At 45.0% G+C, this 17,081-nt stretch carries 13 protein-coding genes; 7 read left to right on the forward strand and 6 right to left on the reverse strand.

Going from position 1 to position 17,081, the window contains the following annotated elements:
- Nucleotides 1-8: 8 nt before the first annotated feature.
- Nucleotides 9-2,201, forward strand: coding sequence for a catalase (locus tag ACS5PU_RS16915; protein WP_439460335.1), 2,193 nt, complete (start codon nt 9-11; stop codon nt 2,199-2,201).
- Nucleotides 2,202-2,251: 50 nt separating this feature from the next.
- Nucleotides 2,252-2,860, forward strand: a complete 609-nt coding sequence (locus tag ACS5PU_RS16920) for a hypothetical protein (RefSeq protein ID WP_439460336.1) — start codon at nt 2,252-2,254, stop codon at nt 2,858-2,860.
- Between the two features lies 1 nt (nt 2,861).
- On the opposite strand, the gene ACS5PU_RS16925 is transcribed toward ACS5PU_RS16920, so the two are convergent.
- Nucleotides 2,862-3,398 (reverse strand): ankyrin repeat domain-containing protein, encoded by a 537-nt coding sequence (locus ACS5PU_RS16925; RefSeq protein WP_439460337.1) that lies wholly within the window; start codon nt 3,396-3,398, stop codon nt 2,862-2,864.
- A 121-nt stretch (nt 3,399-3,519) separates the two neighbouring features.
- Here ACS5PU_RS16925 and ACS5PU_RS16930 point away from each other — a divergent pair, with 121 nt between their 5' ends.
- The 4 genes from ACS5PU_RS16930 (at nt 3,520) to ACS5PU_RS16945 (ending at nt 5,839) form a co-directional block, all read left to right on the forward strand.
- On the forward strand, nt 3,520-3,804 hold the full coding sequence (locus tag ACS5PU_RS16930; protein ID WP_439460338.1) for a hypothetical protein: 285 nt from the start codon (nt 3,520-3,522) through the stop codon (nt 3,802-3,804).
- Nucleotides 3,805-4,825: 1,021 nt separating this feature from the next.
- Nucleotides 4,826-5,053: a hypothetical protein gene (locus ACS5PU_RS16935; protein ID WP_439460339.1), complete on the forward strand. Its 228-nt coding sequence runs from the start codon at nt 4,826-4,828 to the stop codon at nt 5,051-5,053.
- 260 nt (nt 5,054-5,313) lie between these two features.
- Nucleotides 5,314-5,496, forward strand: a complete 183-nt coding sequence (locus ACS5PU_RS16940; RefSeq protein ID WP_439460340.1) for a hypothetical protein — start codon at nt 5,314-5,316, stop codon at nt 5,494-5,496.
- A 148-nt stretch (nt 5,497-5,644) separates the two neighbouring features.
- Nucleotides 5,645-5,839 carry a hypothetical protein gene (locus tag ACS5PU_RS16945; protein ID WP_439460341.1) on the forward strand — a complete coding sequence of 65 codons (195 nt, stop codon included), beginning with the start codon at nt 5,645-5,647 and terminating at the stop codon, nt 5,837-5,839.
- Nucleotides 5,840-5,952: 113 nt separating this feature from the next.
- On the opposite strand, the gene ACS5PU_RS16950 is transcribed toward ACS5PU_RS16945, so the two are convergent.
- A complete protein-coding gene (locus ACS5PU_RS16950; protein ID WP_439460342.1) occupies nt 5,953-8,487 on the reverse strand; it encodes a PAS domain S-box protein in 2,535 nt (844 codons plus the stop codon).
- Between the two features lie 290 nt (nt 8,488-8,777).
- Between ACS5PU_RS16950 and ACS5PU_RS16955 the strand changes: the two genes are divergently transcribed.
- Nucleotides 8,778-10,781 (forward strand): ATP-binding protein, encoded by a 2,004-nt coding sequence (locus tag ACS5PU_RS16955; RefSeq protein ID WP_439460343.1) that lies wholly within the window; start codon nt 8,778-8,780, stop codon nt 10,779-10,781.
- 17 nt (nt 10,782-10,798) lie between these two features.
- On the opposite strand, the gene ACS5PU_RS16960 is transcribed toward ACS5PU_RS16955, so the two are convergent.
- From ACS5PU_RS16960 to ACS5PU_RS16975, 4 genes are all read right to left on the reverse strand, one after another.
- Nucleotides 10,799-11,179, reverse strand: a complete 381-nt coding sequence (locus ACS5PU_RS16960; protein WP_439460344.1) for a response regulator — start codon at nt 11,177-11,179, stop codon at nt 10,799-10,801.
- A gap of 308 nt (nt 11,180-11,487) precedes the next feature.
- A complete protein-coding gene (locus tag ACS5PU_RS16965) occupies nt 11,488-12,135 on the reverse strand; it encodes a response regulator (protein WP_439460345.1) in 648 nt (215 codons plus the stop codon).
- A 199-nt stretch (nt 12,136-12,334) separates the two neighbouring features.
- Nucleotides 12,335-15,559 (reverse strand): error-prone DNA polymerase, encoded by a 3,225-nt coding sequence (locus tag ACS5PU_RS16970; RefSeq protein ID WP_439460346.1) that lies wholly within the window; start codon nt 15,557-15,559, stop codon nt 12,335-12,337.
- A gap of 23 nt (nt 15,560-15,582) precedes the next feature.
- On the reverse strand, nt 15,583-17,079 hold the full coding sequence (locus tag ACS5PU_RS16975; protein ID WP_439460347.1) for a Y-family DNA polymerase: 1,497 nt from the start codon (nt 17,077-17,079) through the stop codon (nt 15,583-15,585).
- Nucleotides 17,080-17,081 lie beyond the last annotated feature (2 nt).

Below are 17,081 nucleotides of genomic sequence, written 5' to 3' on the forward strand. Positions count from 1 at the left end.
GAAAAAATATGGCGAAGCAAAATCCAAAATCAAAAAACGTAGCTACAAAGCAGGAGAGTACTAAAACCGGCCAGTTGGAAAACTTTGTAGCGGATGCCAGTGGTGCGTCCATGACTACCAACCACGGCGTAAAGATAAATGATGATCAGAATTCACTTAAAGCTGGGGATAGAGGTGCAACGCTGCTGGAGGACTTTATTCTGCGCGAAAAGATTACCCATTTCGATCATGAGCGTATCCCGGAGCGGATTGTCCATGCGCGGGGATCAGCTGCGCATGGTGTATTTAGAGTCTATGAAGATTTATCGGAGCTTACACGTGCAGCTTTTTTAAGTGATCCTGGAGCAGAAACGCCCGTGTTCGTGCGCTTTTCCACTGTAGCCGGATCCCGCGGCTCTACCGACCTTGCCCGTGATGTGCGTGGATTTGCCGTGAAGTTTTACACCCAGGAGGGAAACTTTGATTTGGTCGGTAATAACATGCCTGTATTTTTTATCCAGGATGCAATGAAATTTCCTGATCTGGTGCATGCGGTTAAACCAGAGCCGGATAATGAGATGCCGCAAGCTGCCTCAGCACATGACACCTTTTGGGATTTTATCTCACAGATGCCGGAATCGGCACATATGATCATGTGGGCGATGAGTGACCGAGCTTTGCCGCGCTCGTACCGGATGATGGAGGGCTTTGGGGTGCATACTTTCCGTATGGTGAATGCCAGAGGTGAATCGAATTTTGTAAAATTCCATTGGAAACCGTTATTGGGGGTGCATGCTGTAGCCTGGGATGAAGCACAGAATATATCGGGAAAAGATCCCGATTTTCACCGCAGGGATCTTTGGGATGCGATTGAAGCAGGTGCTTTTCCGGAGTGGGAACTGGGAATACAGGTGATACCGGAGGCAGATGAATTTAAATTTGAGTTTGATATACTCGATCCTACTAAACTCATTCCCGAAGAGCTTGTACCGGTACAGCGAATCGGTAAAATGACCCTTAATCGGAATCCAGATAACTTTTTTGCGGAAACCGAACAGGTGGCCTTCCATGTAGGACATGTAGTTCCTGGGATTGATTTTACTAATGACCCGTTACTTCAGGGCAGGTTATTTTCCTATACTGATACCCAGCTGATCCGTTTAGGTGGACCAAATTTCCATGAGATCCCCATCAATAGGCCAGTTGTTCCGGTACACAATAATCAGCGTGATGGTTATATGCGCCAGACGATCAATAGGGGCAAGACCAGCTATGGACCGAACGCGTTGGCGGCTAATGATCCCCTGCAGGTGAGGGAAGCCGACGGCGGTTTTACCAGTTACAATGAGCGGATTGATGCTAAAAAGATCAGGGCCAGGAGTCGTAGCTTTTTTGACCATTTCTCACAGGCACGCTTGTTTTTCAATTCACAGAGCGATCCAGAGAAAAACCATATTATCGATGCCCTGAGTTTTGAGCTTGGTAAGGTGAAGGCGGTTGCTGTGCGTGAGCGAATGCTTGCTGTGCTCGCCCAGATCGATAAGGGACTTTCCGCTGAGGTGGCCTATGCGCTTGGTTTACATATACCTGAAACTAGTCTTGAAGAGCTTAACAAAAGTGTACCCGCAGACGGCAAAAAGGAGGACTATACTTCGCTCAACCCGGAGGGCAGCCTGGATAGATCAGAGGCTTTGAGCATGGCTGGAACTATAAAAGATAACATCAAAACGCGGAAAATAGCCATACTGGCAGCCGATGGCGTGGATGGTAAAGCGCTAAGTACGGTAAAAGATGCTTTGATAGCAGATGGCGCAGTGGTACATATTATCGCACCGAAGCTCGGAGAAGTCATTTCAGTGGAAGATCAGAAGATTGTTCCCGATGAGAGTTTCCTTACTGCCGCTTCAGTTTTATACGATGCGGTTTATCTTCCGGGTGGCACCAATTCCGTAGCCACGCTGGAGGCGGAAGCCAATGCGATACATTTTTTAAATGAGGCATTCAAACATTGTAAGGCCATTGCCGCAGATGCGCAGGCCATGCAGGTATTGGAGTCTACATACTTTTATAAGAAACTGCCAGCTGAATATTCAAAGGAAACGGTGCTTAGGGAAGGGCTTGTTGTTTTAGAGGATACCAGGAAGCTAACAGAGCTATTTAAGCAGATGATAGCACAGCATAGGTTTTGGGAGCGGGAAAACCCCAGAAAAATCCCAGCTTAATTAATCGTAACGACGGGGCAAGGTTTGCCCCGTCGTTTTAAATTGAAATCATGGAAAAAGGTAATTTCAAAGGCGATCTCATCCCTCCCCAGTACAGGGGAAGCAGTATGGATGCAGAGGAAAAACGCAGCGCATGTAGCATAGCGGAAGCGAATAGTATCTTTGAGCGAGCATGCGGACGTTTACTGGCTGTGAATACATGGGGCAAGCTTGCCGGAGTATCGGCATTCCAGCTGATGGATGCCTCCGGCGTAAGTGTCGAGAGAGCGGCGAGGGAGGGGGACTATATCCGCATCGATATACCAGGACCGGGTACGATGGCTGGAATGGGCTATGATTGGGTAAGAGTTGAAGAGGTCAAAAGTTTCGAAAAAGATGGTACTGCGGAGGTAGCGATGAAGGTAAGGCCATGCGCTCATCCTGTATCTGGAAGTCCAGAAACCGCCCATTTTCTACAGGATACCGCTACTTCCACCTTTATTATCAGGCGTAAGGGGAATGAGGTGTCAGCCGAAGAGCATGGCCGCAATGAGGTAGCCAATACAGATACTGTTGGTCTAATCGATAAGGGAAGGAATATGGTTGTTGGTCTTGCTGCAAAACTAGGGCTGTCCTATCCCCAATGGAAAAGCCTGGTGAGGGCGTTTCTAGCGGATTAGCTCAGGCTCCGATCGCTCGGGCTATGATTTCGCTCCCCGCTTCATTTCCCTGCAAGGCTGCATAATCCATCGCAGTTTGGCCACGGTGATCCCTCAGCGTGGGATCCGCGCCACATTCAATGAGCAAAGACAACACTTCGTTCCTACCAAACATGGCGGCAAACATCAGTGCAGTCCCACCATTGCCGTGCTTTAGGTCAAGGGATGCCCGATTGTCGATTAAAGTTTTCGCGATACCAGTATAGCCCTTAAATGCCGCACCCATCAATGCGGTATTGCCTCCGTGATCGGCCGCGTCGATTGCTGCTCCGGCTTCGATCAAAAGCTTTGCTGCTTCTAGTTGATTGTTGTAACAGGCGATGATCAGTGGCGTATATCCTTTTTCGTCAGTATAATTCAGGTCTGCTTCGCGGCGGATAAGTTCTTTTAATACTTCTATTTCTCCCTTACGGGCTGCTGGTATGATGAGTTGGTCGATGTTTTCCATGAGGGTACAACCATGGATATCGTTAAAAGTTTGTTTTATATGAATTTTCAATACTTGTTTTCGATACCATTGCTCAAGGTACCCAAATTATTCATCTCAGAAAACTTTTAGCTGCTGGGGCATGTTTAAATTTAAGATGCCTTGATTGTTAGGCTGGAAAAATAGAAAATATATGTTGGATAAGCTAAAGAATGATCTTCAGTGCGAAAACGATTATTACCGTTCCCAATTTATCGGATCGGAGAGGAGTAAACTGATGGGAGATAATACGATGACATTTATAGTAAAAGAGGATACCGATCTGCTCCAGTTTGCAGATGCGGCAAAAGTGGTTTGGGAATCGGTCGGGGATTATCCGACAAGTTTCACAGGTGTTGTACGTAAAGAACAGGGGAATGCTTTTACAACGTTTCAATATGTGGGTGCGCTTGGTCTTTCCACTGCAGCAAACCAGTAAATTCTTCCCTAAAGTTCCTGAAATGCATTTTCGGTTCCTTAAGTCTAGCCTGTATTGGCGAGACAATCTTGCTTGTTTGTTTTAGGTGGGCTTTCACCATTTCTCTAGAATATAGGTTGATTGAACGTAAAGGATAAAAAACGCACCTAAATCGCTGATAGATAAAGTCTGGCCTGTTCTACCGGATTGCTTTTCACCTCATAAAATAAAATTTATGGCCCGTGATCGCTCGCGGGCTTTTTTGCGTATGCAAAAATTCATCTTGATCCACTACTTGTTAGTTATTATTAGGCCACTTAAGTCTGTAAGGAGGCTTTTCTGCCAGGCTCTGTTTTGCGAGGCGTCGAAATACGATTGTGACCGGCCCATCCCATCTTCGTAATACCCACACGGGAGTTCGAAATTATTATTTAGGGCTTTATCTCATAGCGGGTTTATCAGGCATAATTACGTTGAAGATAGAGGATGTCCTCATCTCCAAATTGTGTTAGCGCTGTATGATTTTTTCGCTGTGGAAACCTTTTTGCCATTCTATGGGTTATTTTGGCGGTAACATTCCTGTGCGTTTGGAAGTCAAGCTTGACATGTGTTGGTGTCTGTTACCATGCGGGGAAACGCCTTTCCCCGCATTTTATTCTCGGTCTTGATCTTTTTCCAGCGTTTTGAGTTCAGGTTTTAGGCGCATTTGAGGGGATCTGATGGAAAACTAAGTTTTCTCCTTTTGCTGGAGTGAACTGGGGTTAAGCTATTCTATTTCAAACCTCGCAATATTATTTTTTCAGCCACAACTGATGTCATATTTGGCGTTTGCAAAAATTTGAGTCTGCCTTACAGTTTTTGGAGTATCTGGTACCAAAAGACAGTGAACCGCTGTTTTTCAATGCTTTGGTAAGAGACAAATATAGCCTATAGGAAAAAAGATTGGACTGATCTTAAGTTACTTATTAAGATGTGGAAAATAACATCGTCACAAAACAAACAATAGAGCTATAGTCCGGGTTCAGGATAGAAATATATAACTATGGATAAATCAGCTCAAGCTCGGGACCTCGAGAAATTTATTGAAAAATTCGAACCATCAAAATTTAAGATGCTCCAAAGGGGGATCGAAATCCGCGGGATCAAAGACCTCAACCGAAGTATAAATTTTGCCAAAGAGCTTATCGGTCAGTTAAAACTAAAACTTATGGTCGCCCATAGTGCTGAGATGGCCATGTACGGAAGTTTTGAAGTAGTTTATCAACAATAGTACACCTTGGGCATATTTAAAAGCGGCCATTCTTCGGATTTAAAGTGCCACTTTTTATTGGACTGATGGAAGAGTAGAAAACATATGCCTGGGCTATTTTAGGCATTTTAAGCTATTACCCATTTATACCCGTTTTGGCATAGTTGATCAAATAATCCTTTAGAGATTTACACGCAATATGGATTATTGATAAAATTTAATAAACTATTCCTGCAAAACCATTCCTACTGGAATATGTTCTTAATAGTAAAAGCAATATCATGGAAGAAAATCACGACCCAAAGGAGAAAGAAACTCAAAATGAAAGCGAACAATCGCAGAAAAGTCCAAATGAGGAAAAAGAGATGGATGATAATGAGGTACAACGCGGTTTGACAGGAGAAACCGACGATGAGGAAGATGTAGGTGGTGACCTTGCTGGAAATGCCGGCGGAAATTCCTGAATAAATAAATCCTGATAAGTTTAGAACAAAGTGGCTTTTTGTTTCAAAGTATGCAGTCTTTAGACTGTGTCGAAAATTTGGGCCATCTCGCAGAAGTAAATATTAACCGTAATAGTCCCTGAGTAAGTTGGGGATAGAAAATATTGTTATGGACAATAAAAACAAAGAAAAGCAGAGCAGTAAGGCTGTCCTGATAGAGAACGATGATCTTCGGGGCAGTGATGCGGATAAAGCCTATGATGAAAACGGTAATTTTGAAAAGGAGAATTTTGAAGGACAGGAAACGTTGAAAAAAGGTCCTGAAAAAAACGATGTTTCACAGGGGGCTGACGCAGATAGCTAAAACCCAGCCGCCCTTTACCATTTACCTGCCAATACCTGTCCGATAAAAAAAATAGAAAGAAAATCAGGATAATGTGATGCGATCAAAAAAGATCGCGCTCAGCCACAAAATAATTATGATTTTTCCCTGGATCTTGGTTTGTCCGGTATGCTTACCTTCACCACGGTATTGCCTTTCGAAGATGAAATACTCAATGAACCGTTAAGCAGTTTTAGCCTCTGGCGTATGGTTGCCAATCCGATTCCACTTGTTTTTGCTCCATCTGCAAATCCGTTACCATCATCACTCACCCTTATATCAAAACGATTAGCTGCATATTCGAGCCGGATGGCAATAGACTTTGCCCCAGCATGGCGTACTGCATTCAATAAAAGTTCCTGGATGGTCCGGTATATCACCATTTCCAGATAGGGTTGACTTTTGGCAGGTAAGTTTTCAAATGTTCGGGTGATGGAAAACGATGGCTCATAGGTAGTGCACATTTTTTCAATGGCCGCTCTGAGCCCAAACAGCTGAAGGATGTTGGGGGTAAGTTCGTGGGAAATCCGCCTGGCTTCACTTATCGCATTAGCTAGCATTTCCTTTAATGATGCGAGTTGTGAGGTTATTTCTTGGAAATTGTCGGTGCCGTGTGCTAATGAAAGTGCTTTTAATGTAAATAACATTCCATACAGGGTTTGCGATAACCCATTGTGTAGGCTATCTGCCAAACGGCTTCTTTCCTCCTCCTGCACGTCAAGGATAGAGGTTAATAGATCCAGCCGCTGCTTCTCCTTAAGCTCGTAACGTTCGCGCACAAGCCTGCGGTTATTTTGCTCTAGTTCCAGTTTCTTCGAGATATCTATGTTGATCCCCATGATTGCGCTACTGTTTTGATGCTGTCCTTTCAGGTTAGTAACCGGATAAGCGGTTAGTTGATGTGCGATAGGCTTGCCATTGATATTAAATTCAATAACAGTATCAATATCTTCATTACCCTTACGTAGGGCCCTGATGATTTCCACTAACTTTTTTTTAGAACCCTTCGTAGCTTTTTCAAGCAATATATCTTCAGTTACGCTTGAACCGGGAGTGATGCCGAATAGGTGATACATTCCCGCTGACCAGTGAAAAATGCCGCTGGCGGGATCGTATTCCCAGCTTCCACTTTTACCGATAGATTCGGCCCTGTTTAGCAGCATAAGGTTGCGCTGCATCTGTACTTCGGTTTTTTTTCTGGAGGTGATATCCGTTGTCGTTGTAGCCACGCCGTCACCTAGCTTTACCACTGATTGATGGAACCAGCCATCGAACATTTCCGATACATAATTTTTCTCGTACTGCACAGCCCTGCCAGATTCCACTACCTCTATAAAATGGTCAAAAATACCAGCCTTTACCACACCGGGATTATTTTCGAGAAGACGTTTTCCTATAACATCACCATAGATTTTTTCAGAGCTCGCATTGTTAAGCACCCAGATGAAATCGATGATCCGGCCGTCATCATCCCGTAATGCCTTAAATACCTGGATCATTTCGGTTACACTGTCGAAGGCAGCCCTGATGGTATCCTTGAGCTCGCTTACATCATGCACCAGAGTTACCTGCCCATTGACTAAACCGCGGTCATCTATAAGAGGTATAGCGGATACCTTCGTCCAGATCCTGTTGCCAGCTGGGTGGGTATAAAGCATATCGATCCCCGGTTTTACATGTTCCCCGCGCAATGCCCTTGCTCCAGGAAATTCACTTCTGGGCAGCGGTTTTCCAAGCGTATCGAAAGCCTGCCAGTCTGAAAGCCTCGTATCATCTGTCGATGGCATAATCCTGCGCGGTACAAAACGGTCCATCTCGGTATTGGAAAATAGGAATTCCCCATCTTTGTCCGTGATGGCTATCCCGGCAGGTAAGATTTCCAACACCGCTGATAAACGGGCCCTGCTCTCCGCCAGCTTTTGCTCGGTAAGCTTTCTGGAGGTCGTGTCACGCGATACGCCGGCAACATATGCGACCTTGTTATCCCTACCCAATACCGGACTATAAATAAAATCAAAATATGCAGAAAAACCTGTTCTGCTCGTATAATATACCTCATCACTAACCGCTTTTCCTGTAGTGAAAACATCGCTTATATAACCATTGAGCAGCGTGGCAAGTTCATCTGGATAGCCAATTTCCAAAAGGCCTTTACCTATTACATCCAGATCATAACCATAAAGCCTGCGCATAGAGCTATTAACATATACAAACTTTCCCTGGCGGTCAAAAACAAAGACATAATCAGGCAAGCTATCCAGGATAGGACCGTAAAATGTCTCCGGATAATTCTCCCCAAAGTCTGTCTGGATTTCCGGTGTTGGTTGAATAGGCTGAATTCCGGTATCAAAAAAAGATACCAGTGCGCCGTAAACGGTAGGGGCAACAGTTAGATAGGTCAGTCTTCCGCTTCCCGATTGATGATAGTTTAATTCGCCATATAAACCTAATTTCAATGCATTTTCAACCAATAACATTGCCTTTTTGCGAATAGCGGTTTCAAAAGAAGCATCTATGTGAGAACCGGCCTGAAGTGAGGGAATGTTCGAATGGGATACCAGACCATGTTTATCGATGGCACAATAGGTTATCGGAAGTTTTGCCAGAATACTCTCGGCGCTTAATGGCATATTAGTAATAAATAAATTGAGGAAATATCGATTCTTTTTGGCCGGACGCGAGGGTATATTAAGTGTTCAACCTGATAGTTCCGGACTTTGGGGATAAAGCTATAAAGAATATAGCGGCCAGAGCGAGGATTTATGAATTATCGTACAAATACGGCTGTTACTACGGTCTATTGTCAGGCTGACTGTGGTGGTTTAAATGATAGCTTGTAGAAGTGTTAAAAATGAGTTTTTGTAGCTAATATCTGAAGTGCGGGGCCAAAACAAAAACATTCCTGTACTGTTTATCTGCTATGGATACTGTTGAGCAACCCATCGACTTTAGTGCATTTTTCATGGCGCTGGATGAAGCTGCCTGCATATTGGAACGAACGTCACCCGGACGGACACTTACCAATGATTATCGTTATATAGCTGCAAATCCCGCTTATCAGCGATTACCTGGTATTAGTGGCATCATTGGAGAAAGTATTAAACGCGACTTTCCCACAGCACCACAGTTGTGGTTCGAGCAGTTTGAAAAGACGGTGCAAACAGGAGAGGCCCAAAGAGTAACATATGAAATTCCATCAGAGAGTATAAAGCTCGAAGTAAGTGTCTCCAGGTTGGGGGATGAAAACAGACAGCGGTTAATGATGGTGTTTAGGGATGTGACAGGGCACTCTTTGCATCAGCAGCAAGGGTATCTGCTCCGCATGAGTGATGCCCTTAGGCCTTTAAAGGATCCCCAGCAGATCCGCTGGGTGGCGATCCAGCTTATTGGTAGTCACCTTGGAGCCTCAAGAGCATTTTATTCCAGCGTGCTAAAGGATGGTGAGGCGCTTCTGATTGGACCAGAATATTGTGATGGATTGACTTCGCTGCCAGCTACGATGAGCCTGAGCAATTTTATTCCGTCTGCCATCGACGCTGGATCTACCTTGGTTATCGAAGATATTCTTCGCGATAACAGATTTACCTCGAAGGCCAAAAGCGTATTTCGTGAAATCGGCACACGGTCGGCCGTTGCTGTTCCGCTCGTCAAAAATGGAATATTGATGGCCATGGTGGGGGTGCATTACATCCACCCCCGTCAATGGACGGTCACGGAGATAGCGCTTATTGAAGATGTGTGTACCCGTATATGGCAGGCTGCTGAGCAAGCTGCTGCTGAAAAGAAAATAAACGATAAACATCTCGCCCAGCTAGGCCGGCTTGAACAGGAAGTAGCCGAAAGGACAGCAGAACTGGCTACGGCCAATTCTTACCTGGATCGCTACGAGGAGAAGCTCCGTGCTTATGTGACTGCCAGTTCTGAGCTGGTCTACCAGATGAGCGCCGACTGGAAGCAAATGTGGGCACTGGAAAGCAAAAATTTTTTAAGGAATACCCTCGATGCTCACCAAGAATGGCTTGAGCGCTATATTCCAATAGAAGAACAGCCCAGGGTAATGGCGGCAGTTAACATGGCCATCGCGCTTAAGACAATGTTTGAACTCGAGCATCGGGTTATCATGGCCAATGGAAAAATCGGATGGACCCATTCCCGGGCAGTACCTTTAATGGATGAAGATGGCAATATCAGGGAGTGGTTTGGGGTCGCCAGCAATATTACGGCAAAAAAGGAGGCAGAGGAAAATTTGAAGAAATTGCGTGCTGCCCAACAGAAAGAAATTTTCAGAATCACTTTGAGTACATTGGAGGAGGAGCGCCGACGTTTTGCCGAGAGCCTGCACAATGGGTTAGGGCAGATTCTTTATGGCATTAAGATTAACATTAGCGGAATGACCGCAAAGCTAGCTGTTTCCGATCCCGTGCAATATGACAAAAACAGGGAATATGCCCTTCAGCTCCTCTTGGAGGCAATGCGTGATACCCGGCGGATTTCCCATCAGCTGATGCCCACCAGCCTCAACGATTTCGGACTTAAAGTAGCCTTGGAGGATACCTGTAGGCAGATGCAGGATGGAGTGCGTTTTGACTGTAAAATTGAACTTGGCGGAGAGGAACTCGAAGAGGATATCCAACTGGCAGTTTTCCGGACCGCGCAAGAACTGATGCTAAATGTACTTAAGCATGCAGGGGCGACCAATGCATCGGTCAATATCCGGATCGAATCAGGAAATATTGTAATCGAAGTGAGCGATAATGGTAGGGGGATGAACCAAAAAAACAGGACTGGCATTGGACTGGCATCGATAGAGAGCAAGGCAGATCTGCTTAACGGCGGGGTGGAGATCACCTCGGGTGAAAAAATAGGTACCACTGTTAGGGTGAGCTGGCCTGTCGCAGATGAGCATGAAGAAATAAGCCCTTAATTCCTGGGGTATTGGTATTATGCGAGTTTATTGTTAGCTTCAAGCAGCCTGCTAACCGTGGCTATAAGGTTACTGCTTTCAAAAGGTTTGAACATCAGTGCATCCGCCCCACTATCAAGAAGCAATGCATCCTTTTCCAGCATTGCTGTGATTAACATCACCGGGATTTGTTGTTGTGCCCTCAATTGCTTCAGTTCCCTGCAGATCAATCTACCATCATCATGGTCTAATAGAATATCCATTAATACAAGGTCGGGCGAGAAACGTTGTAGGACCTCGTTTAAAAGTTCTCTGCCTTTTAGAGATATCACATTGAAATGCTCGCTTTCAAGCAATAACTGCAGTGCCTCTGCATTGCTGGAATTGTTTTCTACAATTAGTATTTTGCCCGCCGTCATATTAATTATCCTCTTTATTTTGGATTTTATCCGCCAGGAATATTCCGGGCGTAGCGGCAAATATTGAATATTGCAGCTTATCTTTAAGATACGCAAAATTATCCAAGATCCTTTGATGACAGCACTATAGAGAAGTTTCGAATTAGTACCCAAAAGTTTAACAATCAGTTCAATGGCTGTTTTGCTTGCATAAATAAGGCCTTGAAACCTGATACACTATCGAAAATAAAAATCGCGTATTTTTCGCGCTTATTCACGTATAAATACCTACAAGACTAGTACCGATAAGAGTTCCTAAATTTCGCTACCTACAAAAGATTGTTCATGACGGCATATCGGATCAGCCTTGCTGTATTCCTCGAGCCTGTTTTATCCAATAATGCCTGCCTATGCCCTTCAATAGTCCGTTTACTTAAGAACAGCTGTTCGCCCATTTCCGTATTGGTCATACCGTCCGCGATCAGGTTCAATACCTCAAGCTCCCGGACGGAAAGTTCGACAGTTTTTTCTGTCTGGGGCTGTGGGTTAAAGGTATGATGTACAGCTTTATCGATTAGTCCAGAGGTGAGTTCCGTACTTAAAAAACGCTGTCCTGCAAACACAATCCGAATCGCAAAGATCAGTTCCGTCTCATCCATGTTTTTGAGCGCATAGCCGCTGGCACCGGCTGCAAAAACCTTTAATACATATGGCTCAGTATCGATCATAGAAAGTACAATTGACTTTGCTGGATGCTTCTGGGCTACCAATGTTTCTATTAATGTCAATCCGTCCATCCCTGGCATGTTGATATCGGTAAGGACAATGTCTGTTTCGATTCCCCTACCTAATAAGTCCAAAACTTCTTGCCCATCGGCAGCAAGTCCCACAATCTGAAAATCCGGCTGCGTGCCCAGCAACATCTTCAACCCGTTACGCACAATTAAATGGTCTTCAGCAATAATAATCCTGATCATATATAGATAGCTAAATTGTGGAACGCTAAAGATATACAACAATATCCCAAAACAATAGTTTTGTTTTCATGGGCTATTCGAGAGAAGTAACCTACGGTGATAATGAAGTTTCCATTTTTAATGCTTATATCCAAAATATTCTTTGTCCAATACGGCACCGGGTTTGCAGGCGGGGTGGATTTTTAGTTCTAATAGGAGATTATTTGAAATTCCTGCCCTTTGGCATGGCGTTTTTATCAGAATGGTTCCTTTCCATACTAGCCGCTGAGGAGTAAGGGGCGGTACGCTCATCAGACCTGGAAAAAGCTACAGCAGGAAATTCACGGCTTTCTGTTCTATCTATAATGCGCAGCATGCTAGTGAGATCAAAGCAGCGTTTAACGATCACATGGATCACTTCTCCCTCTATTTGCAGTTTACCCTCAACCATCAAAAGCCGTGACTGGATAATTTCTTTACGAAATTTTTCGAACAGATTTTCAAAAACGACCAAATTAGTAAAACCGGTTTCATCTTCAATGGTGATGAAACATACCCCTTTTGCTGTTCCAGGACGCTGCCGGACTAATACCAGTCCGGCCACTTTAACGGTTTGTCCATCTTTTAATCCGGTGAGATCTTTAGTCGGGATTACCCGCAGTAAGGTCAGTTGTTCCCGCACAAAGTGTACCGGATGTGCTTTTAATGAAAGGGAAGTTGTGGCATAATCCTGAATTACATGCTCGCCTTTAGTCATCAGGGGAAGAGTGGCCTGGGTTTCCAGAGTACTTTCCGAGGGTTGGTTTTCAAAAAGTGCTATGGGACGGTCAGCCATAGCCGATACCTCCCATAAGGCCCGTCTTCTATCCAGGCCCATGGAACCGAAAGCATCGGCATCGGCAAGTCTCTCCAGGGTAGATAACTTAACTCCGGCATCCATTAGTTCATGGGGCTGCTTATAGTCCTGGCTGCGGTTAGCAGTCAAGGCCTCAATATCTTCTTCGCGAATACCTTTTATCTGTCGGAAGCCAAGGCGGAGGGCATGGTATTTTCCAGATTTCTCTTCTAAAATATTATCCCAAGACGAATAATTGATATCAATGGGACGAACTTCTACGCCATGCTTTTTTGCATCGATTACGATCTGTGCCGGCTGATAAAATCCCATGGGCATGCTGTTTAGTAGCGCTGTCGCAAATACATCGGGGTAATAACATTTCAGGTAACAGGAGACATAAACTAGCAGGGCAAAGCTGGCGGCATGGCTTTCAGGAAAGCCATAACTTCCAAAGCCTTCCAGCTGTTTGAATACTCGCCTGGCGAAATCTTCGCTGTAGCCTTTACTTTTCATGCCTGAGATAAGTTTTTCTTCAAATTTGGCAACCATTCCCTTAGCTTTAAAGGTGGCCATGCTTCGCCGGAGTTCATCGGCTTCTGCAGGAGTAAAACCTGCACCTACAATGGCAATTTTCATGGCCTGTTCCTGGAAGAGGGGAACGCCAAGTGTACGCTGCAAAATTTCTTTCAGTTCTTCAGAGGGATATTCAACTTTTTCTTCCCCATTTCGTCTTCTCAGATAAGGATGCACCATATCCCCTTGGATGGGACCTGGGCGTACGATAGCAACTTCGATTACAAGGTCATAAAATGTTTTTGGCTTAAGGCGTGGCAACATGGACATCTGGGCACGGCTTTCGATCTGAAAAACGCCCAGGGTATCAGCATGGCTGATCATATCATAAACCTTTGGATCTTCGTTTTCATTTATCTTGGCCATAGTTAACTCCAGGTCGTAGTGTGCTTTGGCAAGATCGAAGCCTTTACGAATACAGGTGAGCATACCAAGGGCTAATACATCGATTTTTAAAAAACCGAGCGTATCGATGTCATCTTTGTTCCATTCGATATTGGTACGGTCTTCCATTCGGGCATTCAGGATAGGGCAGAGGTCAGTCAGTTTACCACGGGTAATAACAAAACCTCCTGTATGCTGGCCAAGTTGCCTTGGAAAGCCCATCATCTGAGCGGTAAGGCTTAGTACCTTTCTTAGTAGCGGGTCATTGGGATTGAGCCCTTGTTCGGTTAATTTTCCGCCTTCGAACCATTCATCGGTAAATTCCCAAATAGAGCTGGAGAGGCGGTTAATGGTATCTACCGATAGCCCCATTACTTTGCCTACATCACGGATAGCGCCTTTTTGCCTTTGCTGGGTTACCGTGGCTACGATTGCTGCGCGGTCACGGCCATATTTACTATAAATATATTGGATTACTTCTTCCCTTCGTTCATGTTCAAAATCAACGTCAATATCTGGAGGCTCATTGCGGGCAGAGGAGATAAAACGCTCAAACAACAAGTCAAATTTAGTCGGGTCTACAGAGGTAATCCCCAGGCAGTAGCAGATGGTGGAGTTGGCGGCAGAGCCACGTCCCTGGCATAAGATGCGCTCGCTTCTGGCAAAACGGACGATGTCATATACGGTGAGAAAGTAGGAAGCATAGTTCATTTCCTGTACAAATTTCATTTCATGGCTGATATTATCCATTACTTTTTTAGGGAGACGTTCGCCGAAGATTTCATGTGCCCCTTTCATCGTCAGGTATTCCAGTTCCTCTTGCGGGGTCCTACCCTCCGAGGTGATTTCTTCTGGGTAAATGTATTGGAGGCTATCCAGGCTGAAGGTGCAGGCATCGGAAATTTTAACCGCGTTTTTCAAGGCATCTGGATATTGCCGGAATAACCTTTTCATTTCCGCTTCAGGTTTTAAATGCCGCTCTGCGTTTTGAAAAAGCAGATAACCTGCATTGTGGATGGTACATTTTTCCCTCACGCAGCTCAACACGTCCTGGAGCTCGCGCCTCTGGGCATTGTGATAATAAACATCATTGGTTGCTACAAGCGGGATGCCGGTTTTTTTGGATAGTTCAGACAGCCGGAACATCCTTTTCTGATCTTCGCCCTGGTAGCTTCTGCCTATAGCGAGATATAGCCTTTCAGCCAATGCGTCTTTATAACTTTCAAGGCTAGTGTAAAAGTTAGTCTGAAAATCAAAATCTTCTGAAAGGCTGTCAGGCGCTATGGCAATAAAAATAATTCCCTTAGCATATTCAAATACATCGTTTTTATAAAGTTCGCAGCTGCCCTTTTCTGTGCGCAGGTTCCCCATGCTTAATAGAGCAGATAGTCTGCCATAGGCCTCAGTATTGGTTGGATAGGCAAGCAGGCTTGGCCCATCCATGAGGTTTAGCCTACAGGCGGGTATGATCTGGATGTTGAGTTTTCTGGCTGCAGCGTGCGCACGCACAATCCCAGCTAGTGTATTGTGATCGGTAATGGCAATTTTCTGATAACCCAATCGCTCGGCCTCTTCGACTAGCTCCTCGGGATGGGAGGCACCACGAAGAAAACTAAAGTTACTGGTGATTTGAAGTTCTACGTATTCCATGGCTTTATTCTTAAATATGGTTTTTAAGCAAAAAATCCATGGATATACCAAGCGGATTTTTCAGCGGCATAATGGCCGGAACGGAAAAGCCAATAACGGTTTCCTTTTTCATCTTCAACAGTATAATAATCCCTATGTTCGCCACCTTCGAGCCACCAGGCGCGTTCAAGTCTTTCAGGTCCATCTGCTTTTTTGATGCTATGCCGCTCACCCTGATAGATAAAAAGCATAGGCGGATAATCGGGGATAGGGGCGGTTACCTCGATTCGTTCGGGGCGGGATAGCAGGCGTATAGGACGGTTCAGGGGATTATGAAAGCTTACAGGTGTAGCTTCTTGTAAATCTTTTGCCTGCTTTAGGGCTCTTTCAGGCCAGTAATCAGCTCTTGGAAGATAGCGGTGAATGGTATTTTTACCTACCTTTCCAACTACGCGGTCCAGAAATTCCGCCAGTTGCTGATTCTCCAGGCCTGTTTGGCCTGCCCAAATTTTTTCCTGCTGATGGGATATGCTTTCTGTCTTTTCAGCAGTTAAGCTAAAAAGTTCGATGCCCATGCCAGGTGCCATACTGGAGATGTTCAAGGCAAATAGTTTTAGCAGGTGCCTGGGATTATCACTAGGCCGGTTGGTACCAATGGAGCTTGTGATGGTTTTTCCGTCTATACGGTAAGCTATAAGCGCAGCTTTTCTAATGCCAAGGCCTTCTTTTTTTAGTTTTTGGCAAATATTTTCGAGAAGTTTATGGATGGCAATTTCAATTGCTGTGGATGTGCGGATAGGCTCCAGGCAGGGTAAACGTTCTTCAAACTCGGGTATGATTACAACAGGGGAGAATTCCTCTGGTTCATCACCCATGGCCTGCGAGATACGATTGAGTAGGATACCGCCAAATCTTCTGCGCAGAACGCTGCGTGGCATCTGGATAAAACGTTCGATTTTGTTTAGACCTAGTTTGTGCAGCTTTTCGCTAACTTCTTCTGGTATTCTGAGCGAAGCAGGAGGTAGGGAAAGTAGGTGTGTATATTGCTGATATGGAGGGATAATTTCAGTCCCTTTCCCATAGCGGGCCATAGCCCAGGCAGCTCCGATGGTGCCGGCAATGGCAGCTTTCACGCAATAGCCTGATGATTGAAGGCGATCTAAGATATGCTTTAGGTAGCATTCCTCTCCTCCCCATAAGTGAGCACAGCCTGAGATATCAAGGAGAATGCCATCTGTATGGACAGCGGTGAGAGGAGTATACCGTATGGCCCATCTAGCCAACCCTTCTAGTAACTTTTCTGCCCTTCCTGTTTTTTCATCAAAGACTTCTAGCTGGCGTGCAATTGCACGCGCATCGGCAAGAGGCATTCCCCTTTGAATACCCTGTGCATTTGCGATAGGATTGGCAGCAACAACAATCATGCGGCCATGGTTATTTCCAGCGCAGACAAGTGCAGAAGTTTTCCATTCCGGACGGCGGATAAGCATCCAGTCTGTTAGTAAAAACGGGAACCATATACTCATGTACCTTTTTGCCATCG

This window comes from Pedobacter sp. GSP4 (genome assembly GCF_051857575.1).
GTDB lineage: Bacteria > Bacteroidota > Bacteroidia > Sphingobacteriales > Sphingobacteriaceae > Pedobacter.